20 protein-coding genes are annotated in these 24,161 nt (G+C 66.0%); 12 read left to right on the forward strand and 8 right to left on the reverse strand.

Annotated elements, in window-relative coordinates; all coding sequences use genetic code 11:
* Positions 1–3: 3 nt before the first annotated feature.
* Both ASE61_RS05455 and ASE61_RS05460 read left to right on the forward strand, forming a co-directional pair.
* The gene (locus ASE61_RS05455; protein ID WP_061965310.1) at positions 4–933 is read left to right on the forward strand and encodes an ABC transporter substrate-binding protein; all 930 of its coding nucleotides are present in this window, start codon (positions 4–6) and stop codon (positions 931–933) included.
* A 65-nt stretch (positions 934–998) separates the two neighbouring features.
* A complete protein-coding gene (locus ASE61_RS05460) occupies positions 999–1,988 on the forward strand; it encodes a PLP-dependent cysteine synthase family protein (protein ID WP_061965312.1) in 990 nt (329 codons plus the stop codon).
* Positions 1,989–2,047: 59 nt separating this feature from the next.
* Here the strand turns inward: ASE61_RS05460 and ASE61_RS05465 are convergent, their stop codons facing one another.
* Complete coding sequence (locus ASE61_RS05465; protein WP_061965314.1) at positions 2,048–2,737, reverse strand: response regulator transcription factor; 690 nt, start codon at positions 2,735–2,737, stop codon at positions 2,048–2,050.
* On the reverse strand, positions 2,734–4,182 hold the full coding sequence (locus ASE61_RS05470; RefSeq protein ID WP_061965316.1) for a sensor histidine kinase: 1,449 nt from the start codon (positions 4,180–4,182) through the stop codon (positions 2,734–2,736). The genes ASE61_RS05465 and ASE61_RS05470 overlap by 4 nt, the downstream gene beginning before the upstream one ends.
* Before the next feature lie 278 nt (positions 4,183–4,460).
* Between ASE61_RS05470 and ASE61_RS05475 the strand changes: the two genes are divergently transcribed.
* Together ASE61_RS05475 and ASE61_RS05480 are read left to right on the forward strand one after the other, a co-directional pair.
* On the forward strand, positions 4,461–5,063 hold the full coding sequence (locus ASE61_RS05475) for a hypothetical protein (RefSeq protein ID WP_061965318.1): 603 nt from the start codon (positions 4,461–4,463) through the stop codon (positions 5,061–5,063).
* Positions 5,064–5,455: 392 nt separating this feature from the next.
* The gene (locus ASE61_RS05480) at positions 5,456–9,448 is read left to right on the forward strand and encodes an autotransporter outer membrane beta-barrel domain-containing protein (RefSeq protein ID WP_061965320.1); all 3,993 of its coding nucleotides are present in this window, start codon (positions 5,456–5,458) and stop codon (positions 9,446–9,448) included.
* Positions 9,449–9,538: 90 nt separating this feature from the next.
* Here ASE61_RS05480 and ASE61_RS05485 read toward each other — a convergent pair whose 3' ends face one another.
* Positions 9,539–10,606 (reverse strand): NAD/NADP octopine/nopaline dehydrogenase family protein, encoded by a 1,068-nt coding sequence (locus ASE61_RS05485; RefSeq protein ID WP_061965322.1) that lies wholly within the window; start codon positions 10,604–10,606, stop codon positions 9,539–9,541.
* A gap of 103 nt (positions 10,607–10,709) precedes the next feature.
* Here ASE61_RS05485 and ASE61_RS05490 point away from each other — a divergent pair, with 103 nt between their 5' ends.
* Genes ASE61_RS05490 through hydA form a run of 6 tightly spaced genes read left to right on the forward strand, consistent with a single transcriptional unit; the run spans position 10,710 to position 15,895 of the window.
* Positions 10,710–11,576: a substrate-binding periplasmic protein gene (locus ASE61_RS05490; protein ID WP_061965324.1), complete on the forward strand. Its 867-nt coding sequence runs from the start codon at positions 10,710–10,712 to the stop codon at positions 11,574–11,576.
* On the forward strand, positions 11,576–12,337 hold the full coding sequence (locus tag ASE61_RS05495; protein ID WP_061965326.1) for an amino acid ABC transporter ATP-binding protein: 762 nt from the start codon (positions 11,576–11,578) through the stop codon (positions 12,335–12,337). Before ASE61_RS05490 ends, ASE61_RS05495 begins: the two co-directional genes overlap by 1 nt.
* Before the next feature lie 2 nt (positions 12,338–12,339).
* Positions 12,340–13,011 carry an amino acid ABC transporter permease gene (locus ASE61_RS05500; protein ID WP_061965328.1) on the forward strand — a complete coding sequence of 224 codons (672 nt, stop codon included), beginning with the start codon at positions 12,340–12,342 and terminating at the stop codon, positions 13,009–13,011.
* Positions 13,012–13,016: 5 nt separating this feature from the next.
* Positions 13,017–13,670 (forward strand): amino acid ABC transporter permease, encoded by a 654-nt coding sequence (locus ASE61_RS05505; RefSeq protein WP_061965330.1) that lies wholly within the window; start codon positions 13,017–13,019, stop codon positions 13,668–13,670.
* 29 nt (positions 13,671–13,699) lie between these two features.
* The gene (locus ASE61_RS05510; protein WP_162260068.1) at positions 13,700–14,446 is read left to right on the forward strand and encodes a GntR family transcriptional regulator; all 747 of its coding nucleotides are present in this window, start codon (positions 13,700–13,702) and stop codon (positions 14,444–14,446) included.
* Positions 14,447–14,452: 6 nt separating this feature from the next.
* Positions 14,453–15,895: a dihydropyrimidinase gene (gene hydA, locus ASE61_RS05515; RefSeq protein WP_061965334.1), complete on the forward strand. Its 1,443-nt coding sequence runs from the start codon at positions 14,453–14,455 to the stop codon at positions 15,893–15,895.
* Between the two features lie 47 nt (positions 15,896–15,942).
* Here the strand turns inward: hydA and ASE61_RS05520 are convergent, their stop codons facing one another.
* Positions 15,943–16,668, reverse strand: a complete 726-nt coding sequence (locus ASE61_RS05520; protein ID WP_061965336.1) for an AraC family transcriptional regulator — start codon at positions 16,666–16,668, stop codon at positions 15,943–15,945.
* Between the two features lie 272 nt (positions 16,669–16,940).
* Here ASE61_RS05520 and ASE61_RS05525 point away from each other — a divergent pair, with 272 nt between their 5' ends.
* Complete coding sequence (locus ASE61_RS05525; RefSeq protein ID WP_061965337.1) at positions 16,941–19,169, forward strand: TonB-dependent siderophore receptor; 2,229 nt, start codon at positions 16,941–16,943, stop codon at positions 19,167–19,169.
* Positions 19,170–19,174: 5 nt separating this feature from the next.
* A complete protein-coding gene (locus tag ASE61_RS05530; RefSeq protein ID WP_162260069.1) occupies positions 19,175–20,317 on the forward strand; it encodes an ABC transporter substrate-binding protein in 1,143 nt (380 codons plus the stop codon).
* A 364-nt stretch (positions 20,318–20,681) separates the two neighbouring features.
* Here the strand turns inward: ASE61_RS05530 and ASE61_RS05540 are convergent, their stop codons facing one another.
* The 4 genes from ASE61_RS05540 to ASE61_RS05555 all read right to left on the reverse strand — a co-directional run bounded on the left by ASE61_RS05540 (position 20,682) and on the right by ASE61_RS05555 (position 24,114).
* Positions 20,682–21,155, reverse strand: a complete 474-nt coding sequence (locus ASE61_RS05540) for a nucleoside deaminase (protein ID WP_061965342.1) — start codon at positions 21,153–21,155, stop codon at positions 20,682–20,684.
* Positions 21,156–21,171: 16 nt separating this feature from the next.
* Complete coding sequence (locus ASE61_RS05545) at positions 21,172–21,765, reverse strand: ankyrin repeat domain-containing protein (protein ID WP_082617237.1); 594 nt, start codon at positions 21,763–21,765, stop codon at positions 21,172–21,174.
* A gap of 178 nt (positions 21,766–21,943) precedes the next feature.
* Positions 21,944–22,828 carry a DMT family transporter gene (locus tag ASE61_RS05550; protein WP_244492712.1) on the reverse strand — a complete coding sequence of 295 codons (885 nt, stop codon included), beginning with the start codon at positions 22,826–22,828 and terminating at the stop codon, positions 21,944–21,946.
* Complete coding sequence (locus ASE61_RS05555; RefSeq protein ID WP_061965347.1) at positions 22,825–24,114, reverse strand: ArgE/DapE family deacylase; 1,290 nt, start codon at positions 24,112–24,114, stop codon at positions 22,825–22,827. Before ASE61_RS05555 ends, ASE61_RS05550 begins: the two co-directional genes overlap by 4 nt.
* Between the last annotated feature and the right edge of the window lie 47 nt (positions 24,115–24,161).

The following is a 24,161-nucleotide window of genomic DNA, read 5'->3' on the forward strand; positions in this document are numbered from 1 at the left end:
TCCATGATCCACCGCAGACACCTGCTCGCCCTGCTCGGCAGCGCCGCTTCCCTGACCCTGAGCCTCGCACCCGGCATGGCCCAGCAGGCGCTGGACCTTTCTGCCGCGCAGGCGACCCGCCCACGCGCCGAACCGGACGAGGCCGCGATCAAGGCCATCGGCAAGGACGCAAAATTCGTGAAGGACGGCGTCTTTACCGTCGCCAGCGCCTCGGTGCGCCTGCCCTTCGCCGCTTTCGCCGAGGACAACAGGACCAAGATCGGCGTCGAGATCGACTTTGCCAGCCTGGTCGCCGACGCGCTGGGGCGCAGGCTGGAAATCGTCAACGTGGCGTGGGCGGATTGGCCGCTCGGCGTCGTTTCGGGAAAATACGACGCCGTGCTTTCGAACGTGACGGTGACCGAGGAGCGCAAGGAGAAGTTCGACTTTTCGACCTATCGGCAGGACCTGCTCGGCTTCTACGTCAAGGCCAGCAACCCGATCGAGATCCGCGAGCCCAAGGATGTGGCCGGGTTGAAGGTCATCGTCGGGTCGGGGACCAATCAGGAGCAGATCCTGCTCCGCTGGAACGAGCAGAACGTCAAGGCGGGGCTGAAGCCGGTCGAGCCGCTCTATTTCGACGACGACGTCGTGCTCTATATCGCCCTGGAGAGCGGCCGCGCCGACGCCTATCTCGGCCCCAATCCGACGCTCGGCTTTCAGTCCACGCAAGGCAAGACCCGTCTGGCCGGCAATTTCAGCGGCGGCTGGCCGCTGACCGCCGAGATCGCAGTGACGACGCGCAAGGGCGCAGGGCTTGCCGAGGCGATCACGGCCGCCCTCAACGGCCAGATCAAGAATGGCAACTACGGCAAGGTCCTCGCCCGCTGGAACCTCGCGAGCGAGGCCGTCCCCGAATCGCGCACCAACCCGCCGGGCTTGCCGAGGAAGTGAGATCGGCGCCGGCCGCTCGTCAGTGAGGCGGGCGGCCGTCATCGGTCTTTTCAGGGAGAAACTTCATGGCAACCGACAACTTCGCTGCGCTCGTCGGCAACACGCCCCTGCTGCCGCTTCAACGCTTCGCAGACAGGCAGAACCTGAAGGCGAAGCTGCTCGCGAAGATCGAGTATCTGAACCCGGCCGGCAGCATCAAGGACCGCACCGCCTGGGGCATCGTCCGCGACGCCGAGGAAAGGGGTCTGCTCAAGCCGGGGCAGCTGATCGTCGACCTGACCAGCGGCAATACCGGCATCGGCCTCGCCGCTATCGCCGCGGCGCGGGGTTATCGCTCGAAATTCTACCTGCGCAACACGATCAGCGAGGACAAGATCCGGCTGCTCCAGCAATACGGCGCCGAGGTCGTGCTGATCGACAACGCGGTCTTTCTGCAAGCGGGCGCCATCCATCGGATCATCGAACGGGTAAGGCGTGAGAACCCGGATGCGTATTACACCAACCAACGCGGCAATCCGGCTAATCCCCGCGTCCATTTCGAGACGACCGGTCCGGAAATCTGGAGGGCGACACAGGGCGAGGTCGACATTTTCGTCGCAGCGGTCGGCACCGGCGGCACCATCTCAGGCACCGGTCGCTTCCTCAAAGAGCAGAAGAGCGACGTGGAGGTCGTGGTGGTCGAACCCGGCGCAGCCTCGCTGCCTTCGGTCGAGAACGCCTATCCGGACAGCATCGAGGGCGTTCACAAGGTCACCGAAGTCGAGGCCGATTACCTTCCGGACAACTTCGACCCGCGTGTCGTCGACGAGGTCATCGTGACCGAGACCGCCCAGGCCCGCCGCTTCGCGCAGATGCTGGCGCAGGAGGAGGGCATCCTCGCCGGAACCTCCTCCGGCGCCGTGCTCTACGCCGCCTCCGAACTCGGTCGGCGGCCAGAAAATGCCGGCAAGACCATCGTCGCGGTCATCGCCGATAGCGGCGAGCGCTATCTCAGCCCGCCGAAACTCGGGCCTGGAGCGGAACAGGCGCCCGCGCCGGATCGAGCCGCCGCCTGATCGAAAGCCATCAGCGCGCGTCGAGTGCGAACAGGCCCCAGCAGCCGTTCAACGGATGGTCATTGCAAGGTTGCGGTAAAGGTATAGCCGACGCCGTAGACGACCTTGATCGGCGCTGGCAGGCTGGTGCGCTCCTCGATCTTGCGGCGCAGGCGGCTGACGATGGCGTCGAGATGGCGGTTGCCGAAGTTCGACCGTGGGCGGGCAAGCGTCTCCATCAATTCCTCGCGCTGGCAGATGTCGCCGCCGCGGCTGCACAACGCACTCATGAAGGCGAATTCGGTCGCGGTCAGCTTGAGCGAACGGAGATTGGGCGCGACCAGCATCCAATTCGTGCCGTCCAGCAGCCATTGATCGCTGATGCCGGTCGCCGCGCTGGGCGGGTTTCCGCTCCGCCGCAGCAGGCTGCGAATGGCCGCCTCGATCTCGCGCAGCGTGCTGTGCTTGACGAGGTAGATGTCCGCGCCGCTCTCGAAGCCACGGATGCGGTCGTCGCTGTCGCCGAGCGCCGTCAGCATGATGATGCCGCAGTGATGGGTTTCACGAATCTGGCTGGCGAGCTCGAAGCCGTTTCCATCGGGCAGGCCGACATCGAGAATGATGATGTCGGCCGCGTGGCCGGTTGCGAGCGCCTGGCGCAATTCCTGCGCTGAGGCGACCCCGCTGGCCGAGAAGCCGCACAGCCCCAGGAAATCGACCAGGTCCTTGCGCAGCCTGGTTTCGTCCTCGACGATCAGAATCTGCGTCACGCTGCAGTCTCCTCTGGCAAATCGGCGGCGGCGGCCTCACGCGACGACGGCACGCGCACGATGGCCGTCGTACCCTCGCCGTTGTCGGAGACGAGCTGCAGGGTTCCGCCGTGATAGGCCAGGAACTTGCGCGCTGCGTAGAGCCCCAGGCCGGTGCCGGTGATCGCCTTGGCGTTGGAGGCGCGAAAGAAGCGGCGCCCGATCTTGCTTTCTTCGGCATGGGGAATGCCGATGCCCCGGTCGCGAACCTGGATCACGACGGAAGCCGCTTCCTCCCAGGCTTCGATGCGGATCGCCGGGTCGTCGGGTGCATATTTCAAGGCGTTGTCGATCAGGTTGATGATGACCGTCCCGAGCATTTCCGGGTCGGCATGAAGGGAGGCGGCTTCGTCGGCCACGGCAAAATGGAGCCTGCCGCCGCGTGCCGTCATCTCGAAATGCAGGCGCGCATCCCCGATCAGGGAGCCGAGCTGGACCGGTTCGGGCTGGAAGCCGTTCTCGCGGTCATCCGCCATGAATCTGTCGATGAGGGAGAAGAGGCGATTGAGCGCCTCGCCGATGCCGGAGAGGCGCTCTCGCGTGGCTTCGGGCGACCTGTCGCCGACGAGACCGATCATGTCGACGGCGTTGCGGATGATCGCGAGTGGCGTGCGGAACTCATGGCTGACCACGCGCATGAAATCCGCTTGTTCATCGCGCAGGGCCCGCTCGGCCTCGATGCTGGCATTCAGCCGGCTTGCGAGCCTGCGGCGCTCCTCCACTTCCTGCAACAGGGCGTCGTGCTTCCTGCGCAGATCGGCGGAGAGCCGCGAACTGACCATGAAGAGCAGGCAGGCGAACAACGCGATCAGGAAAAGCGTGCCCTGCAACAGGTACCAGGCGTTGCGGTCCGCCAGAATCGGGCCACCGTCGAAATCGGCGGGCAGGCGATATTCGAGGACGCTCTGCAGGATGCTGGCCGCCATGTACTCGGCGAGAATGGCGATGGTGATCAGGCGCAGGAGCGGGGGTTGCGTCCGGTCCCGCACGAGGCCCAGGCACATCACCGACATCATGATCACGGTAAAGACGGTCGAGCTGTAAATCCGGGTCGCGATGTCGTCCGGGTCGATCGCGACGGCCGCGCTCCAGACGGCGATCTGCAGAACCAGGAGCGAGATGCCGATCCAGGTATAGCGCGGCTGCCCCAGGAAGCGGGCCAGCCCCTCCGCGAGCAGGACGAGTCCCAATTTGATGACCGTGTTGTGCAGCACGATAGCCAGGGCACCCGGCTCCGGACCGCGGATGATCATCAGGAGGAGGCCGACGGCAATCGCTCCAAAGCCCGCCGCAAGGAATTTGAGCTCGTAGAGATGGCGCCAGGCCCGCCAGACGAAGACCCAGGCCACCGCCTGCAGACTTGCAGTCGCCAATGCCACGATCAGGACCGTTTTGAGATCAAGCATCTCGCCGCATTCTCATGCCCCAGCCAATACTCGATATTGGATAAAATTCTACCCTTAATAACCTATGTATAGATTCAGTAGAAGATATTCATGTTTGATTTCGTCAGAATCTGAACGAATTCATAGGTAGAAATCCGCCCATATTTTGATTTACTCAATACAAAATACTTTTGACGCCCTGACTGAGGCAAGACTGACCGACGGTCACAGGGCAGTGGCCCGATCGCCGCGTGAAAAGACACCTTGCCGACACCGCTCTCACAAGGGGGAGATTGCGGATGCATGTTCGCGTGCTGTTCGGGGCCGTCGAAGCCCTCAAGTCCAGGTTGCTTGATCGCTGGACCGCCGGCTGGTCGGTGCCCACCGACGAGGTCTTCGTCCCGGCTCGCCTTCCGTTGCGCGATGCCGAGGCGGGCGGTGGCATCGCCGAGCCCTGGTTGCGGATGGCGGCACGATCCGCCGCGGTGAAATGGCGCAGCGAGGTGTGCGGCGTTCATCGGGGCCGGGTCCGGAGCGTGGTGATCGCCGGGGCGGGATTGCCGCAACCGGCGTCGAACAAGGTGCATGGAGCCGTGCATGTCACGGCCCGCTACTGTGGCCGGGTCCCGGATGGAGGCTTCTGCTTTCGGCATGGCCTCTGCGATACGAACGGCTCCGAGGTCCTGCATTTCGTCTCTCAGGTTTACTTCAACCCACCACCGGATCTTCCCGCGTATCCGGCCTTGAAATTCGACGTGGACGATGATTCCGAAGCTTTGTATCAAGCCGCCATGCGTTCAACCATGGCTGCTGCAGCATTATCCGGCGGCGATTTCTCCGAAAGCTCGGCTATCGCCCCGATTGATACGAAGCAACATGCCGTAGCGTCAGGGGTTTCGTAAGAATCTGTCAGAATTCAACTGAATTCAACGGTAGCCTGACCGGAGGCAGAAATCTAACCTGAGAATCGGCTTGCTTCGTTCTTCGCCAGGCGGTTGCCGGAACCGTCGACGCGGCGCCGAGCGCAACGCCACCGACGATGTCGCGAGACGAGTGACGAACGGGCTCCCGATCCGGTCGCTCGGCAGGGGGAATGATGACGCTTCGCAGCCGCGATTTGCCGAAATGCGCGCCCGCATCCCGTAGCGCCACGACGCCGATGACCTCCCCATCTGGATCGCATGCTGCGTCTCCGGCTGTTGCCGGTGAAGCCATCGGTCCGGTCTCCAGTTCTCTTGCCCAGCAGCGCAGCAGCCTGCGCAGGACGACGTCGCGAGCCTGTCTGGCCCTTGCGGTGTCGTTAGGCGCAGGGCTGCCGCTATGGCCGCACGCCGCTTCCGCGCAGCAGATCACCCAGGGAGGCGGCAACGGCGCGGGCGACCGCTTCGGCCTGGGCGGCATCGCGGGCGGCGGCGGCGGCGGCGGCGACCGCACCATCGGCTTTTTCGGGGGCGATGGCGGTTCGGCAGCACAGACACCCGGCGGTTCGGCGACCGCGGGAATGCGTGGTTACGACGATGTCGGTGGGTCCGGCGGAGCAGGCGGGGCGCCGGGCGCTCCCAATGACCTCTCTGCCGGCGGCGGCGGCGGCGGCGGCCGCGGCGGTTATGATCCCGGATTCCCCAGCAATGGCGGAGCGGGGGGAGCCGGCGGCGGCGGCAACCTCCTCACGACAACCTCTCCGCTCTCCCTCGGCTCGGCTTATGCTGGTGGCACAGGAGCGACCGGGTCCTTTGGCGCCTCCCCAGCGGGCAGTGGCGGCGGTGGCGGTGGCGGTGGCGGCCTCATCCTGACGGGTGCCGGCGTCAGCATGAATACGAACGGGTTCGCTGTCTCGGGCGGCGCGGGCGCTGGCGGTGCGGGCGCTGGCGGCGGCGGCGCCGGGCTGGTGCTGCTGAACGGCGGCACGATCACCGTCGCGGCCGGAGCGGGCGGTACCAGCGTCATTGCCGGCGGCCAGGGCAGCAACGAATATGAGGGCGGGCACGGCGGCGCCGGGCTGTTCCTGTACAATGGCGGCAGCCTGTCCCATCAGGCCGGCTCGATCACCGGCGGCGCGGGCGGGGGGTGGGCCTGGGCCGGCTCCGGCGGTGCCGGCGTGCTGAGCAATCTCGGCATCATCGACAATCGGGCCGCGATCACAGGCGGTAAGGGAGGCGATTCGAACGCAGGTGGGACTGGCTACGGCCGAGGCGGTGCCGGCCTGGAAGCCTGGGGCGGCTCGATCGCCAATATGGCGGGCGGCAGCATCACGGGCGGTGCGGGCGGGAACCAGTCCGACCTCAACCCAGTCTATGTCGCGGGCGTCGGCGGCGCCGGCATCGTCTTCCGGGATGGCCAGATCGCCAGCCTGGACAATGCCGGGACGATTTCAGGCGGTCGTGGCGGCACCGCCGCCTCCACCAGCCATGGCGTTGGCGGCGTCGGCATCGTCGGCGCGGCGAGCGGCGGCATCTCCATCATCAATTCGGGGACGATCGCGGGCGGGCTTTCCGGCGACGGCGTGACGCGCGCCAATGCGGTCGCGCTCTCCGGCAGCAACAACCGCTTCGAGATCCGGGCCGGCTCGACGACCGACGGCAATGTCGTGGTTCAGGGCGGCGGCACCAACAATGTCCTGGCGCTGGGTGGCGCCACGGATGGCAGCGTCAATATCGGCAACCTCGTGGCCTCGCATACCGGCTTCACGGCCTACGAGAAGACGGGGTCGTCGACCTGGACGCTGTCGGGCCCCGGCAACCAGAACTGGACGATCAACGAGGGAACGCTTGCCGGCAACGCCGCCAGCATGGCCGGCAACCTGACCTTCGCAGCCGGTGCCGGCACGCGCGGTGTCGTCTTCAATCAGGGAGGTGGCGGCATCTATTCCCGGACCATCTCGGGGGATGGCAACTTCACGTTGACGGGAGGGGGCTCCCTCACTCTGACCAATGAGCAGAGCTATACGGGTACGACTACCGTCAATGCCGGCACGCTGCGGATGGGGGCGGCCAACGCGCTGGCCTCTTCAGCCGGCATCGGTCTTCAGGGCAGCAGCACCTGGGACCTCGACGGCTACAACCAGACCGTCAAGAGACTGGAAGGGGACGCCGGCACGGCCGTCAATCTGGGCGCGGCGACGCTGACCATCGACAACAGCGCCTTTTTCGTCTTCAGGGGAGATATTTCCGGATCGGGCGGCCTGACCAAGACCGGGTCGGCGGGTCTCAATATCTTTGGGGCCAACACCTATTCCGGCCCGACCAATGTCGCCGGTGGGACGTTGAGAATTGGCCAGGGCGGGTCCATCCGCAACTCGACCGCGATCAACATCTCCAACGGCTCTCGGTTCGTCGTTTTCGAGCCCAACGCCCTGTCACCCACGGGGGCGGTCAGCCTGACGGGGGCCGGCTCGCAATTCGAGATACTATTCGACCAGCAGATCGGCTCGCTTGCTGGCGGGGCAGATACGAGTGTGATCCCCGGCCTGGGAGTGGTGCTGACAACGGGGACGAACAACACGAGCACCGTCTTCAGCGGCACCATCGGCAGCGTTTTCGGCGATGGCTCCCTGACCAAGGTCGGCACCGGCAGCTTCACCCTGAACGGAGTGAACACATACGAGGGCGCGACGGTCGTCACCGGCGGTTCGCTGATCGTGAACGGCTCGATCGCATCGTCCTCGGGCGTGACGGTCGCGGCCGGCGCGCTGCTGGGCGGCTCGGGCACGGTCCCGACGACGATCATCAACGGCGGGACGCTTTCGCCGGGCAACTCTCCCGGAACGCTGGCGGTCCGGGGGAACCTGACCTTCAACCCCGGCTCGACCTATCTCGCCGAGATCCAGGGCGCGAATGCGGACCGCGTCAACGTGACCGGCACGGCCGCACTGGCAGGCACGCTGCGTCTGGCGCCGCTCGGCGGCGCCTATGCGTTCAACAGCGCCTACACGCTGCTCTCGGCGGCGGGGGGACGAACAGGCACCTTCAGCCCGGTCGACACGGCGGGAACCTTCGGCGACGGCGTGACCACGACGGTGAGTTACACCACCAATGACGTGCTGCTGACGCTCGCGCCGAAGCCGCTCACGCCCGAGGGGCCCGGGGATCACGGCTCGCCACCGGGCTCGCCGACGCTCGGCGTGACCCATCCGCGCAATGCCTATGCCATCGCGCGCTCGATCGACACGGCGGTCGAGAATGGCGGCGATCCGTCGACGCTGTTCGGGATCTACAACCTGCCGGCAGCCGCGATCCCGGCTGCGGTAAACAGCCTCTCGGGCGAGATCCATACCGCGGCGCCGGCGATGGCGAGCCTCGCCTCCGACCAGTTCCTGCGTATCATGCTCGACCCGTTCGCGGCCGGGCGGCTGAACGGTGCCGGCGTCGGACCGGGCACAGCGGCGTTCTCCGGCCTCATGCGCAAGGGCGCGGACGAACCCGCCCTTCCCTCACGCCTCGACACCCCGTTCTACTCGGTCTGGGGCTCGGCCTATGGCTCCTATGGCCGCACCGGTGGTGACGCCGCGATCGGCTCGGCGAAGCGGACGATCGACGACGCGCATCTCGCAACGGGCATCGATATCCGGCTGTTGCCGGGGACAGTGGCGGGCGTCGCGGTCTCGGGCGGCAAGGCGCGGGCCTCGCTGCCGGGCCTGATCGGCAAGATCGACGCCGACGTGTTCCAGGCCGGCCTCTACGGCATGACACAGCTCGGCCTGGTGAAGCTCGGCGGGGCGCTGAGCTATGCCCGGCTGGAGAATGATGTCAGCCGCGGCATTCCGGCCCTGGGCTCGAGCCTCTCGTCCTCCTATGCGACGACGGCCTGGAGCGGCAGGTTGCAGGCGAGTGCCGCGCTGCTCGGCTGGAACGGCTTCACGGTCTCGCCGCTGGCGGCGATCCAGGCGACCCGGGCGCATAGCCCTGTGGTAGTCGAGGCAAACTGGGCCGGCGCCAATGCCGGGGCACTCGCACTCGGCGGGCGCAGCGACGTCACCGCCCGCAGCGAACTCGGCCTGCAGCTCGATGCCGATACCGTGCTCGGTTCGGTTCCGGTCACGGGCTATGTCCGGGCGGCCTGGGGGCATTATTTCCGGCGCGATGCGGATCTGACCGCAAGCCTGATCGGGCTGCCGGGCGCGAGCTTCACCGCGACCGGGGCCGAGGCAGACCGCAACAGCGCCCTCCTCAGTGCCGGCCTCAACGCCAGGCTCTCCGAACGCGTCACCTTCGGCCTCAACCTCGACGGAGAGCTCTCCGCCAACAGCAGCCGCCTCGGTGGATCGGCCCGGATCAGAGTCAGCTTCTGAAGGCAGCGATGGTCGTGCAGGCGCAAGATCGCGCAGGCCGACCGGCGCCTGATATCGTTCCAGGCTGGCCGGCCTTCAGTTCCCGACCTGTTATTGGCGCAGGACGGGGGAGTGCATGCGCATCCAGTCCGCCGACAGAACCCGCTCGTCCCGGCCGATCGCCCGAAAATCGACGGCCTCCAGAATGTTCGCAATGGCGATCAGAGCGGTCGTCAACGGCGTCGTGGCGCCAACCTGCCGACCGAGGACTTCCAGCGGCACGAGCGAGCAGGGCACATCCTCATGCAGGAAGCGCTTCTGCAGCTTGGGCCCGAAGCGGGGGATGGCGCCGAACAGCCGCGTTCCCGCCGGATAGGCCCGCTGGGAGAAGGTGGCGGACGGCAGCGGCGTGAGCCCGGCCGCGCGCATGACCTGATCGCGCTCCTGCTCCAGCGCGGCGGCGATGACATTGACCCGGCCCATGCGCGCCTCGTCGAAATGCAGGATGCCGGTCGTCAGATCGCCCATGTCGCGGTCCAGCGTCATCGCGCCGCCGATATAGGCGGGAACGTGGCCGATGCAGTTCGGGTTGTTCAGGCCGCTTTCGAGCACGTTCGCGGAATAGGTGAATTCCGGGAACTGCTCGAGGAAGGCCGCGTAATGCGGATTGTCCTTCGCTTCGGGCAGACCGGCGAGCTCGAGCCAGCGCTTCTGCCCCTTGAGCACGACGGTCGATGGATTGAGCTTCCCGGCCAGATGCAGCGTGTTGTTGAGTTCGAAGACCGCGACGCCCTGGGGATTGCCTGCTGAAATCAATGCGTCGGCAAAGACCTTGGAACCGCCGACATAGCCGCAATGCAGCACGACCATCTGGCCGGGCGCGAGGCCGGGCGCGATCTCGCGTGCCACGGCCGCATGCCGGTCAGCGGTGGTGGAGACCACGACGACATCCGCTCCGGCGACGGCCGCAGCGCCATCCGCCGCACTTTTCGGCAGGGCAACCGCCCCCTGGCCGCCCAGCCCCTCGAAGGACAGCCCCCCGGCCATGTCGGTCGACGAACGCACCGCACCGTCGCAGTCATACCAGCCGCAGATGCGCCCGCCCCGCGCTGCGACAGCGACCGCAAAGCCCGCACCTGCTCCGCCGAGCCCGATCAATGCGTAGTTCAGAACCGCCATGCCCTGCCTCCCCCTTGCATATCACGGATGATCATGTTGTCATCCGGTCGTCCGTACGTTTAATGTTCATCAAAATAATGTCAATCAAACGAGGGGAAATCCAATGACGTTAGACTTCATTCTCCTGTTGCGAAGGAAGATCAGCCTGGCCGCCGGCGCCGCCGGTCTCCTGGCTGCGACCCTGTCCGGCGCAGCAGCGGAACCGCTGAAGATCGCGGCCGATGTCGGCTATGCGCCGTGGGCGATGCGCCAGCCTTCCGGCGAAATCGAGGGGTTCTCGATCGAGGTTGCGAAGGACATCGCCCGGCGCATCGGCCGCACCGGTGTCGAAGTCGTCGACGTCAATTTCTCCGCGATCTTCGCGGGCCTCTTCGCCGGGCGCTACGACATGATCGTCGCCCCGATGTCCATGACCAAGGAGCGCGCGGCGCAGCTGCTCTTCACCGAAGGTTACCTGACCGGCGGGATCGGCCTGGTCACGCGCTCCGACGACGACAGCATCACCAAGCCCGAGGACCTGCGCGGCAAGGTGCTCGCGACCAATAGCGGCAGCTTCACCGATACCTGGGCGACGGCGAACGAGGCCAAGTACGGCTACAAGATCCAACGCTACGACAAGGACAGCGACGCATTGCAGGCCGTGATCGCCAAGCGCGCCGATGCCGATGTGGTCAACCTCAATGTCGGCCAGTACGCGGCCTCGAAGAACCGCCGCATGAAGGTCGTGCACCGAATCTTCGTCGACTACGATCTCGGCTACGGCTTCCGCAAGGATGCCAGGGAATTGCGCAACCAGGTCGAGAACGCGCTGGAATGCATGAAGCTCGACGGCACGCTGCAAGGCCTGCACGAGAAATGGTTCGGTGAGCAGCCCGATCCGGCCGATTCCAGCATGAAGGTCTTCGCCGGCTATGGCCCGATCGGGCTCGAAGGCTACGAGCGCAGCTATCACAAGCCGGATTGCAAGTGATGGCCGCAAGCGCGCCTGCCAGGGCCCTGCTGAAAATGCGGGGGATCGAGAAGAGCTTCGGCGCCGTCCCGATCCTGAGGGGTATCGACCTCGATGTCGCCGCCGGCGAGCTGGTCGCGATCATCGGCCCGTCGGGCTCCGGCAAGTCGACGCTGCTGCGCTGCATCAATCGCCTGGAGGAGCCGCAAGCCGGCTCCATCCACCTCGACGATATCGAGATCACCGGAAAGCGCGTCAACCTGAGCAAGATCCGGCGCGATATCGGCATGGTCTTCCAGGCCTTCAATCTCTATCCGCATTTCACCGCCGAGCGGAATGTCAGCCTCGCCCTGTCGAAGGTGCTGAAGCTGAAGGCGGCGGAAGCCTCGGAGCGGGCGCTGGCAGCGCTCGAGCAGGTCGGCCTGCGCCACAAGGCCAAGGCCTTTCCGGCCGAGCTTTCGGGCGGCCAGCAGCAACGCGTCGCCATCGCGCGCTCGATGGCGATGGCGCCGAAGCTCTATCTCTTCGACGAGCCGACCTCCGCGCTCGACCCCGAACTCGTCGGCGAGGTCCTTGCGGTGATGCAGGAGATGAAGGCGAAGGGCCAGACCATGGTGGTCGTGACCCATGAGATGGCTTTCGCCCGGCAGGCCGCCGACCGGGTGATCTTCATGGACGAAGGCGTCATCGTCGAGCAGGGGACGCCCGACGCGATCTTCCGCCAGTCCGTCAATCCGCGCCTCAGCAGCTTCCTGCGCAATTATCGCGGCAAGGAGGCCTAGAAATGGGCGAGATCGGCAAGTTCTTCTTCGACGGCACCATCGCAGCCGCCGTGCTGCCCTTCCTGTTCCAGGGCTTCCTCGTCACGCTGCAGTTGTCCGCCCTGACGATCCTGTTCGGGCTGTCGCTCGGGCTCGCACTCGCCTGCGCCCGCGCCTACGACATCACGGCGCTGAACCTGCTGATCGTCGCCTTCGTCGACATCCTGCGTTCGCTGCCGGCGCTGGTGATCCTGATCTGCATCTATTTCGTGCTGCCGGAATACGAGATCCGGATCGACGCCTACTGGGCGACGGTGCTGACGCTCGGCCTCGTGCTCGCCGCCTTCTCCGAGGAGATCTTCTGGGCCGGCATCACCTCGGTCCCGAAGGGGCAATGGGAGGGCGGCCTCTCGACCGGCCTGACCTTCACCCAGACGCTGTTCTACATCGTGCTCTACCAGGCGGTGCAGATGGTCATCCCGCCGCTGACCAACAAGACGATCAGCATCACCAAGAACACGGCGCTGGCCTCCGTCGTCTCGGTCTCGGAATTGCTGAACCAGGCGTCGAGCCAGCAGGCGCTCTATGCCAACCCGACGCCGCTCACCGTCGCCGCCCTGTTCTACCTGGCCGTGTTCGCGCCGCTGGTCGTGCTCAGCCGGCACATCGAGAGCCGCTATGCGGTGAAGAGGTAGGCACCATGTTTCACCCCGACACCGTCGCGCTGACCATTCCCTACCTGCTCTCGGGGCTGAAGGTCACGCTCCTGCTCGCGATCATGATCGTGCCGCTGGCCTTCGGCGTGGGCACGCTGGTCGCCATCGTCGCGAATGCGAGATCGCGGCCGGCGCAGCTCGCCGCCTATCTCTACATCGATTTCTTCCGCGCCTTCCCGCCGCTCGTCCTGATCATCTTCGTGTTCTATGCCCTGCCCTTCCTGGGCCTGCGCCTGCCGGAGATACCGGCCTTCGTCCTGGCGATGACGCTGAACGGCTCGGCCTATTTCGCCGAGATCGTCCGGGCCGGGCTCGCGGCCGTGCCGAAGGGCCAGTACGAGGCTGCGCAGGCAACCGGCCTGAACGGCTTTCAGGTGCTCGCCTATGTCGCCCTGCCCCAGGCACTGAAGAAGGTGCGCCCGCCCCTGCTCAGCAACGTCCTCGAGCTCGCCAAGGCGACCTCGCTTGCATCGGTCGTCGCGATCGCCGAACTGCTGCGCAACGCGCGAATCGCGCAAGGAGCGGTTTATGATCCGACGCCCCTGCTCATGGCCGCCCTGGTCTATCTCGCGATATTCTGGCCCTTCGTGCGCTTGCTTTCGCTGATCGAGAAGCGCCAACCCTTCAAGCCGGCATGAACACCGCCCCCCGCAACATCGGAAACGCCATGCCCGTGCCGCTTCATCTGCAGATCCAGGCCGACATCATGGGAGCGATCGAGCGCGGCGACTTCCCGGTCGGCGAGCAGCTTCCCTCGGAGACGGAGCTGCAGGCCCGCTACGGGGTCAGCCGTGCGACCATCCGCAAGGCGATGGAGGAGCTCTCGGCCGGCGGCGTCGTGATGAAGCTCCAGGGGCTCGGCACCTATGTCAACGATCGCGTCAAGGTCGGCCAGAGCGTGCGGCTGCGCGGCTATCTCGACGATATCCTGATCGCCGACGAGCGCCTGAGCTTCCGGACATTGGCGATCGACGACGTTGAGCCAGCGCCCGATATTGCTGCCCTGTTCGCGCCGGCCGACCGGGGGCCCGCGACCCGCTATCGTTCGCTCATCCTGCAGGCCGGCAAGCCGCTGATGATCGGCACGTCCCATATTCCCGTCTCGGTCTCGCCCCGCGTCGACGACGCCGAATTGCCGCCGGGCGAGCAGCAGACCGTGGTGCGTTTGCGCCGGGCCGGGCTCGCGATCCAGCGCGGGCAGCAGACGCTGGGCGCGATCGTCGCCGATGCCGAGCAGGCCTCGAATCTCGGCGTGCCCGCAGGCACGGCCCTGGTCGCCTCGCGCCGCCTCTATTACGACCGCTCCGACAGGCCGCTCATCGTCATCGACGGCATCTTCCACCCGACCAATTACAGCCTCGTCGTCGATCTCGTGCCCAGACCGGGCGGTCGCTTCGTCAGCTCAAGCCGGTAGAATTCCATGTTCGATCTCGTCATCCGCAATGCCCGCTGCGCCAGCTCCAGCGACGTCTTCAACGCCGATATCGGCATCCGCGACGGCCGGATCGCCGCGCTCGGCGCCATCGGCGACAAGGCGCCGGAGACCATCGACGCGGCTGGCCGGCTGGTCACGCCGGGCGGCGTCGACAGCCATCTCCATATCGACCAGCGCAAGGGCCAGGGCCGGATCAATGCCGACGACTTCTATTCGGGAACGGTCTCGGCCGCCTGCGGCGGCACGACGACGGTCCTGCCCTTCGCCCCGCAGCATCGCGGCGAAGGGATCGCCTGGGCGGCAGCCGATTATCACGAGCGCGCACGGAAGTCGGTCCTGGACTATAATTTCCACATCGTCGTCACCGACCCGTCCCATCCCGATTTCGACCGAGACCTCGCTGAGGCCGCTGCCGGCGGCCTGCGCTCGCTGAAGATCTTCACGACCTATGCCGCCGTCGGGATCGCCGATCGCGATATCGTCACGGTCTTCGCCGCCGCCCGCCGGCACGGCTTCATGGTCATGGTCCATTGCGAGAACACCGACATCATCGACCATGTGACCCAGCGATTGCTGGCGCAGGGCCATGTCGCGCCGAAGTTCCATCTCGCCTCGCGCCCGACCATCGCCGAAGCCGAGGCCGTGTTCCGGATCTGCGCCTACGCCGAACTGTTCAACGTGCCGACCATGATCGTGCATGTCTCGACCGGCCGGTCGCTCGACGTGGTCGCGCTCTCCCGCGCGAAGGGCACCACGCTCTTCGTCGAGACCTGCACCCAGTACCTGACCCTCGACGGCAGCCTGCTCGACAAGCCCGGCCATGAAGGCGCCAAGGGCATCTTCAGCCCGCCGATCCGCGACGCCGCCAACCGCGCCGAACTCTGGCGCGCGGTCGCCGACGGGCGCATCGACGTACTCTCCTCGGATCACTCGCCCTATAGGTTCGACGAAGTCGAGAAGTTCCCGAACGGCTTCGGCGCGAGCTTCGACAAGATCGCCAGCGGCGTGCCCGGCGTCGAGATCCGCATGCCGCTGCTGTTCACGCAATGCGTCAAGGAAGGCCGGATCAGCTTGCCTGAATTCGTCCAGCTGACATCGACCAATGCCGCACGGATCTACGGGCTGGCACCGCGCAAGGGCGATCTCACCATCGGAGCCGACGCCGATCTGTGCATCTGGGACGAGAATTACGACCGCGTCATCGACAACGCGATGATGCATCACAACGTAGACTTCACCCCCTATGAAGGCCTGAAGGTCACGGCCTGGCCGGCGGTCACGCTGAGCCGTGGCGAGGTGATCAGCCGCTATCACGAATTCTGCGGCACACGGGGGCGAGGCCGTTTCCTGCCGGCGACAGCGACCGCCCCTCATCAGGACCGAACCGATGCGGAAAAGGAGCTGGAAGCCTTCGGCCTCGCCTGGTGAGGCAGTCAGTGGCCAGTTGATCCCCCATCAAGCCGGGCTGAACAATTTCATCTGTCCAGCTCCGGCGATGGCGGCAAGACCGTCGTCGTCAGCGTCCGGCGCATCATGTCGCGCAGCGCATTGGCATTTCGGTAGCCGGCGGTCACTGCCGCTTGCCGCAAGGGGACGCCGTTTGCCTGGAGCGTCAGCGTATGGAGCATGCGTAACCGCCGGCGCCACTCCGCAAAGCTCAATCCGGTCTCGCCGCGAAAGCGGCGCGTGAAGGTGGAGCGGCTGACGCCGGTCTGCTCCGCCCAGCCATCCAGATCGTGGGCAAGCGCCGGCTTCTGGATCATGTCACGAGCCAGTTTCCGCAAGGGCGGCGTCTGCGGCATCGGCAGCGCGATCTGGATCTCGCTGGCTTCGCGGATCTCGTCGACGATCAGCGCCGCAAGATGCCCGCCGCGGCCACCGAGATCGTAGAGCAAGGGCCCGCTCGCCAGGGCGCGCAGCGAGACGTCGAGCAATTCCGAGACGGCGATCACGCGACAACTGCGCGGAACGGCATCGCCGAGCGCCTCGTCGGTGAAGAAAGCCGCCCGCATTTCGCAGCAGCCATAGGCCGCCAGCTCATGCGGCAGGTCGGCCGGCACGAGGAGCGCATAGCCCGACGGGACAGTCCAGGTGCCGATCTCCGTATGGAGCAGGAGCAGCCCGCCGGAGGCATGGAGCAGCTCGATGCGGCGATGGCTGTGCCAGCGTGTGCGGGCGCCGTTGAGAAACGACTGGTGCAAGACCGTGACCGGACGAGGCGTTTCCTCGCTCAACCACAATCTGTCGACGGTCTGCGGACCCGCCTGATCCGAACTCGGTGATTTTTCCTGAACGCGCATGAGTGCGACCAAATTTGACCCGGACACGGTCAATTATGATCCACGTCCGTAGAAGGATCGCAGCTATAATTCAAGAGCAGTCGAGCTAGTTTATAATCAGTTCAAACTAGGTCGATGCAAGAGTATTCGTCAAGAAACATAGATTAAATTCAGATCCAGGGCCGACGACGCGTATGCTATACACCACCGTATTCCGGCGCTTCACCGCGATACAAAGAAGCGTTCGCGCCTGTGCCCTGTCACAGATTTCACTGCCGGCGCTGTTCGTTGCGCTTGCTACGGGCGCCTCGGCCCAGCAGAGCGGGCCTGCGATCCGCCTCGACACCATCGAGGTGCAAGGCACCCGCGAGCAGGCACTCGGCCCGGTCAATGGCTATGTCGCGACCCGCAGCGCCACCGGCAGCAAGACCGACACGCCGCTCATCGAAGTGCCGCAGACCGTCAACGTCGTCACGGCCGACCAGATCCGCGCGCAAGGGGCCCAGAGCGTGAGCGAGTCCTTGCGTTACACCGCAGGCGTTCGCGGCGAGACCTATGGAGCCGCCTCGCAATTCGACAGCTACACGCAGATCCGCGGCTTCAAGGGCGATCTCTTCCTCGACGGATTGCGCCTGCCCGACGGCGCGGCCACGGCCGATTGGACGACCTCGGTCGTCGAGCCCTATGGGCTGGAGCGCGTCGAGGTTCTCAAGGGGCCTTCCTCCGTCCTCTACGGCCAGAGCGGCCCGGGCGGCCTCGTCAACATGGTCAGCAAGCGCCCCACCGCCACGCCGCTGCGCGAAGTCCAGCTCCAGACGGGCAGCTTCGGGCGCCTTCAGGGAGCCTTCGACCTGTCGGGGCCGATCGATCCGCAGGGCACCTTCCTGTATCGTCTGACCGGGCTCGCACGGAATTCCGGAACGCAGACCGACTTCATCGACGACGACCGGCTCTTCATCGCGCCCGCCTTCACCTGGCGCCCGAGCGCCGACACCACGCTGACGGTGATGGGCCAGTACCTGCGCGAGCGCAACGGCAAGACCAGCTTCAATTACCTGCCGACCTCCGGCACGCTCCATCCCAATCCCGTCAATGGTCGCCTGCCCTGGAACCGCTATGCCGGCGAGCCGGGCTTCGACCGCTTCGAGCGCGACCAGGGCTCAATCGGCTATGCCTTCGAGCATCGCTTCAACGACAGCCTGACCTTCAGCCAGAACCTGCGCTACACCCAGAACGACGTCTATCTGCGGGCGCTCAACCGCAACGGCGAATTGCTGGCCGACAACCGCACGCTGAACCGCGCCGCCTTCCGCATCGACGCCGCGGCGCGCGCCTTCACGCTCGACAACCGGCTGGAGGCCAAATTCGGCACCGGCCCGCTGTCGCATACCGCGCTCATCGGCCTCGATTACCGCAACGAGATCAGCCAATACGATGTCGGCCGCGGCCCGGCCCCCGCGATCCAGATCTTCAACCCGGTCTATGGCGCGTCCGTCGCCGATCCCGGCATCAACTTCCAGCGCAAGGATGCGGAACTGCGCCAGCTCAGCTTCTATGCGCAGGACCAGATCAAGTTCGACCGCTGGATCGCGACCTTCTCCGGCCGCTACGACATCGCCGAGACCCGGACGCGCACGCAGACCCTGACGACCAATACGCTGACCCGCACCTCGACGACGGACCGCGCCTTCAGCGGCCGTGCCGGATTGAGCTACGTCTTCGACAACGGCATCGCACCCTATGTCAGCGTTTCCACGTCGTTCCAGCCGACGGCGGCGACCGACTTTTCCGGCGCGGCCTTCAAGCCGCTGACCTCCCGGCAATACGAGGCCGGCGTCAAATATCAGCCGGCATGGATGAATGCCTCCCTCACCGCCGCGGTGTTCGACATTCGCCAGGACAATACGCTGACGGGCGATCCGAACCCGGCGCATCCCTTCGCGCAGGTCCAGCTCGGAGAGGTTTCCGTGCGCGGCTTCGACGTCGAGGCCAGGGCGCAGCTGACCGAAGGCCTCGGGCTGATCGCCTCCTATGCCTTCCTCGACCACGAGATCACCAAGAGCTCGATCGCAACCGATATCGGCAAGCGGCTGCCGGGCACACCGATGCATCAGGGCTCGCTCTGGGCCGACTATGCGATCCAGGGCGGCCCCTTCGCCGGCCTGTCGCTTGGCGGCGGCGTCAGGTTCGTCGGCAGCACCTACGACACCAACAACACCGTGCGCATCCCGTCCTATACGCTGGTCGACGCCACCATCGGTTACGATCTCGGCAAGCTGATGCCGGCCTTGAACGGCGCCAAGCTGTCGGTCGTCGCCAAGAACCTGTTCGACCGCTACTACGTCTCGCAATGCGGCAACGTCCCGGGCTGCACGTTGGGCTCGCGCCGCACGGTGCTGGCAACGCTGAGCTATCGCTGGTGAGGATGATGAACCGCGCGACCGGACTTGGGAGGCGGGCGGCCGCGCTGGTCGGCCTCGCCCTCTCGCTTCTGCTTGCTGCGCCGGCCGCAGCGACGGACATCCGCGTCACCGATCTCGCCGGCCGCGAGGTGGTTCTCAAGGAGCCGGCGAAGCGGATCGTGCTCGGCGCCTGGGTCAGCCTTGATGCGCTGTCGCTGCTGCATCCCGATCCCGTCAGCCTGCTCGCAGGCTGGGCGGAGGGCGGCGCCAATGCGATCCAGCCTGCGATCCTGCGCGGCCGGTTTCCGGCGATCGACCGGGTTCCGGTCGTCGGCCGTGGCTCCTTCGAGGCCATCGGCATCGAAACGATCATCGCGCGCCAGCCGGATCTCGTCCTGCTCAGCCGTTTCGACGCCTATCGCTACGGCTCCGACGCCGCCCCGGGCATCGCGAAGCTGGAGGCGGCGGGCATCCAGGTCGCCATCGTTGATTTCTTCCTCGACCCCCTGAAGAGCACGGAGCCGAGCCTGCGCATCCTCGGCAAGCTCATCGGGCGCGAGGCGCAGGCGGAGGCATTCATCGCCTTCTATCGCGAGCATCTCGACCGTATCGCGACACGGCTGGCCAAGGATACGGCCGAGCGTCCTTCGGTTTTCCTGCATGCTTTCGCGGCAAGGCCCGAATGCTGCTTTTCCGCCGGCCCCGGCACGATCGACGGCTTCATTCGTCTGGCCGGGGGCGAAAACATCGGCGCGGAGAAGATTCCCGGCGCGGTCGGACAACTCAGCCTGGAGTTCGTCCTGACGCGCAATCCCAAGGTCTATGTCGCAACCACGACCTCCGACAATGCCGACGCCGAAGCCTTCGCGCTTGGCCCGGCCGTACCGGCTGAGAAAGCCGCCCGCAGCTTCGCCAAACGCCTCGAAGGTCGCGATCTCGCGGCTCTGGATGCCGTCGCGCAGGGCCGCGCCCATGGTCTCTGGCACCTCTTCGTCCATACGCCCGCGCATGTCGTTGCAATCGAGGCTTTGGCAAAATGGCAGCACCCAGGACTCTTCGCGGATATCGACCTGGACGCCACGCTGCGCGAGATCAACAGCCGATTCCTGGCGGCGCCGCTGGAGGGAACATTCTGGATCTCCACCGGAAGACATGCCCCTCGGCGGTGACCCATCGCGGCGAGCGGATGGACTCCGTTCCAGCCTTCGCGTCAGGTACACCGATCGACCGTCGCTGGCAGCACATATCGATCAATCGGCTCCCTCATGCCACTATAGGTCGACCGATCAGGTGTGACCGCGAAGCGGAGTGGATTGTGACCGAGCGATTTGAACGGCATCGCCAACCCTAGACAGCCGAGGAACTCCAGAAGCTGAGGTTGCTGGCCGGAAAGGGCATGGCCCTGAAGGCGATTGCGAAAGCGATGACACGCAGCGAAGAGTCCATCAAGGACCGCGCAAAGCTCGACGGAATCAGGATCGCGAAGCTCCGCTAGACCCCATCAGGGCTCCCTACCGCGAGGAAGCCATGGCCTCAGGCCGGCCCCACCTGACGCCGCTTCCATTCGGCATAGAGATCGGGCCCGCCTTCGAGGCGAACCGGCCTATAGGCGATCTTCATCGACTGCTCGGCGAAAGGCTTTGCCAGATCGGCATAGACCGCCGCGCTCGACAGGCCATAGGGCGCGCCGTCATCGTTGGAATAGGCATAGTAGACCTCGCTGACGCCGGAGATCCGCATCGCCGCCATGCACATCGGGCAAGGATGGCCGCTGGCATAGACCACGCAGCCGGCGAGGCTCGGCGAAGCCAGCTTGCGGCTCGCCGCGCGCAAGGCGGTCAGCTCGGCATGGGCGGTCGGGTCGTTGGTCGCGACGATCTCGTTGACACCGGTCGCAATCACCTCGCCCTCCCGGACGATCACAGCCCCGAAGGGCCGGCCGCCCTTGTCCATATTGGACCGCGCAAGTTCGATCGCCTCGCAGAGAAACCTCTGTGCCTGATTCATGATCGCGCCCTTCAGTTCAACGCCCCCCGGCCGCGAGCAGGATCTGCTGCATCCCGGCCTGGCCGCGGCTGCGGGCGTGCTGGAGCGGGGTCACGCCATCGCGGTCGGCCAGGTTCACATTCGCACCGGCCGCGAGCAGGTCCTTGACGATCTGCTGGTGCCTGTCGCCGCCATCGCTCAGGATGATCGCCTCCAAAAGCCCGGTCCAGCCGAGATTGTTGATGTGATCGACCGCAACGCCGGCCGCGATCAGAGTGCGGACCGTCTCGACATGGCCACGCTCGCAGGCCGGGATCAGCGCCGTGCCGCCGTAGCGATTGGTGCTCTTCAGGTCCGCGCCATGCTCCAGCGTCAGTTTGAGGATGGCGAGGTGGCCGCGCGCACCGGCATAGAGATAGGGGCTGTCGTTCATCCCGTCCTTGGCGTTGACGTCGGCGCCGGCCTCGATCAGGGCACGGGCGGCGTCGACGCGGTTCTCATGGGTCGCGACGAGCAGGGCGGTCCGGCCGCGCGCGTCGCGTGCGTCGATCACTGCGCCCTCGACGAGCAGCCGCTTGATCGTGGCGACGTCATCCCTGGCCGCGGCGGCATGCAATCTGGTTTCGGTCATGGCTTGTCCGGATACTGTCTGCGGGCCGAAGGCCAGCAGGAGAATAACGAAGGCCAGGATCGGCGAAAATCGGGGCAATTCCGTCTCCCTGGACTGCAACCGGCGCCGTTCCGATAGACCGGCCCCGACACGCTTCGGCAGGAAAGATAGCCGGAGACATGGGACATGGCACCTGGGCTCATGGCCGCCGGGCCGGAACCAGGATCGCGCCGGAAGCTGCGATCACCAAAGCGAGGCCGAGCCAATCGGTCGGCGTCGGCCGCTCGCCGAGCAGCAGCACCGAGCCGAGGACGCCGATCGCGGGCACCATCAGCGTGCCGAGACTGGCTATTCCCGCCGGCAGGCGCGCCACCACCGTGAACCAGAGGAAATAGGCCAGTGCCTGCGCGCCGATGATGTGGAAACTCAACGCCGTCAGCACGCGCGGCGAGAGCAGCTTCGGCACGGGCAGGCCCTCGAAGACGAGCATGCCGATGCCGGCGACGAGCCCGCCGATCAATAATTGCCAAGCGGCGATCGTCAGCGCCGGAGCGGAGACCGGCCAGCGCTTGGTCACGATCGTGCCGAGCGCCCAGCTCACCGCCGCGAGTAGCGCCAGCATCAGGCCGAAGGAGAGCTGTCCAGCCAGGATCAAGGGCAGGCCGAGGCAGATGAGTCCGGCGATGCCGAGCGCGAGCCCGGCGAGGCGCCTGCCGTCGAAGGCCTCGCCCAGCACGAAGCGGGCAAGCAGCGTCGCCCAGATCGGCATGGTGAAGGTCAGGATCGCCGCGCGCGAGGTGGGGGCTGCGAGCTGCGCGAAGGCGAGCAGCACGTTGAAGGCGGCGATCGAGAGGAAGCCGGCGACGACCAATCGCGGCCACTGTGCACGCGGCACAGCAAGCGGAATGCCACGCGCCAGCGCAATCGCGACGAGCACGAGCCCGGCAAAGCTCATGCCGGCGGCGCGCAGGGTCCAGGGCGCGATTTCGGTCAGCGAGATCCGCACCGCCGGCCAGTTGAAGCCCCAGAGCAACCCGAGCAGGGGAACGAGCAGCAGCGCCCTGCCCGGCTTGCCCTCGCTCACCCCTCGATGCTTTCGAGCCCGCACCATTCGGCGACGAAGAGCGCCATCGCTCCGGTGATGCGCTTCACCGAAGCGAGGCTGACGCGCTCGTCGAAGGCGTGGATGTTCTCGCCCATCGGGCCGTAGCAGAGCGCCGGGATCTTGTCGTAGAGCGCGTGGACACGGGTATCGAGATAGGCCGCCGTCATGAAGCTCTTCAGCGGCTTGCCGAGCGCCGCCTCATGGGCGCGGCCGAGCACGGCCTCGGCTTCGCTGCCGGGCTCCAGCACATAGCCCTCGGCCCAGAAGCCGTTGAAGGTGACCTTCGGGGGATTGTTCGCGAGGAAGGAATCGGCGCGCGCAGCCTCGCGGATGCAATCCTCGATGCGCTGCGCCGTCTCCTTGGCGGTCACGCCGGGATAGAGCCCGACGCGGCAGTCGACCCGGCACCAGCACGGCACGGAAGAGGCCCAGTCGCCACCCTCGATCTTGCCGATATTCAGGTTGATCGGGTGCGGGTCATCTTCGAAATGCTCGCGGCCAACCTTCTCGATATTGAACTGTTCCTCGAGCTTGCGCAGCGCCGCGACGACCCGATAGGCCGCATCGATCGCGTTGGCGCCGGTGCCCATCTCGCGGACATGGGCGGGGATGCCGCGGACTTCGAACTGGAACCAGAGCACGCCGGCATTGGCGCGGGCCAGCATCTCGTATTCCGGCTCGGGGATCAGCGCGGCCTCGGCGCGGTAGCCGCGCAAATGCGTCATCAGCGCACCGTTTCCGGTCGATTCCTCTTCGACGACGGATTCGACATAGACCGTCGCCGCTGGCTGCATGCCGATACGGCGCAGCGCATCCAGGCAGAAGAGATTGGCGGCGGAGCCAGCCTTCATGTCGGCGCTGCCACGGCCATACATCCAGTCGCCCTCGATGACGGGGTCAAAGGGAGCATGTTTCCATTGATCGGCAGGGCCGGCCGGGACGACGTCGACATGGGCCTGCAGGATCAGAGAACGGCCCTTTTCCTCACGGGGGCGATGGATGCCGACGACGATCGGGGCTTCGGAATGCGTGTCGGAGAAGGGCGCACCGCCGGGATGGGCGGCGATCGCCTCCTTGTCCATGGCGAAGCGATCCATGGTGAAGCCGCGCTGCTTCATCGCCCGGAAGATGAAATCCTGGACCGTGTGCTCCTGCCCGCGGGTCGAGGCGAAGCGGACGAGTTCCTGCGTATAGGCGACCTGCTCGTCGAAGCCCGCCTCGACGGCAGCGAGGATTTTTTCGCGCAAGGCGGGATCGAGAGGCATGGGGCAGATCTCCTTAGGCCGAATCCGTCATGCTCGGCCTTGTGCCG

The sequence above is a fragment of the Allobosea sp. Root670 genome (genome assembly GCF_001429415.1).
Classification (GTDB): Bacteria; Pseudomonadota; Alphaproteobacteria; order Rhizobiales; family Beijerinckiaceae; genus Allobosea; species Allobosea robiniae.

Excerpts from the sequence above, each read along its gene's own strand:
- ASE61_RS05455 (WP_061965310.1), top strand. The coding sequence starts at position 4 with ATGATCCACCGCAGACACCTGCTCGCCCTGCTCGGCAGCGCCGCTTCC.
- ASE61_RS05460 (WP_061965312.1), top strand. The coding sequence starts at position 999 with ATGGCAACCGACAACTTCGCTGCGCTCGTCGGCAACACGCCCCTGCTG.
- ASE61_RS05470 (WP_061965316.1), bottom strand. The coding sequence starts at position 4,182 with ATGCTTGATCTCAAAACGGTCCTGATCGTGGCATTGGCGACTGCAAGT.
- ASE61_RS05475 (WP_061965318.1), top strand. The coding sequence starts at position 4,461 with ATGCATGTTCGCGTGCTGTTCGGGGCCGTCGAAGCCCTCAAGTCCAGG.
- ASE61_RS05485 (WP_061965322.1), bottom strand. The coding sequence starts at position 10,606 with ATGGCGGTTCTGAACTACGCATTGATCGGGCTCGGCGGAGCAGGTGCG.
- ASE61_RS05490 (WP_061965324.1), top strand. The coding sequence starts at position 10,710 with ATGACGTTAGACTTCATTCTCCTGTTGCGAAGGAAGATCAGCCTGGCC.
- ASE61_RS05495 (WP_061965326.1), top strand. The coding sequence starts at position 11,576 with ATGGCCGCAAGCGCGCCTGCCAGGGCCCTGCTGAAAATGCGGGGGATC.
- ASE61_RS05500 (WP_061965328.1), top strand. The coding sequence starts at position 12,340 with ATGGGCGAGATCGGCAAGTTCTTCTTCGACGGCACCATCGCAGCCGCC.
- ASE61_RS05505 (WP_061965330.1), top strand. The coding sequence starts at position 13,017 with ATGTTTCACCCCGACACCGTCGCGCTGACCATTCCCTACCTGCTCTCG.
- ASE61_RS05510 (WP_162260068.1), top strand. The coding sequence starts at position 13,700 with ATGCCCGTGCCGCTTCATCTGCAGATCCAGGCCGACATCATGGGAGCG.
- hydA (WP_061965334.1), top strand. The coding sequence starts at position 14,453 with ATGTTCGATCTCGTCATCCGCAATGCCCGCTGCGCCAGCTCCAGCGAC.
- ASE61_RS05525 (WP_061965337.1), top strand. The coding sequence starts at position 16,941 with ATGCTATACACCACCGTATTCCGGCGCTTCACCGCGATACAAAGAAGC.
- ASE61_RS05530 (WP_162260069.1), top strand. The coding sequence starts at position 19,175 with ATGAACCGCGCGACCGGACTTGGGAGGCGGGCGGCCGCGCTGGTCGGC.
- ASE61_RS05540 (WP_061965342.1), bottom strand. The coding sequence starts at position 21,155 with ATGAATCAGGCACAGAGGTTTCTCTGCGAGGCGATCGAACTTGCGCGG.
- ASE61_RS05545 (WP_082617237.1), bottom strand. The coding sequence starts at position 21,765 with ATGACCGAAACCAGATTGCATGCCGCCGCGGCCAGGGATGACGTCGCC.
- ASE61_RS05555 (WP_061965347.1), bottom strand. The coding sequence starts at position 24,114 with ATGCCTCTCGATCCCGCCTTGCGCGAAAAAATCCTCGCTGCCGTCGAG.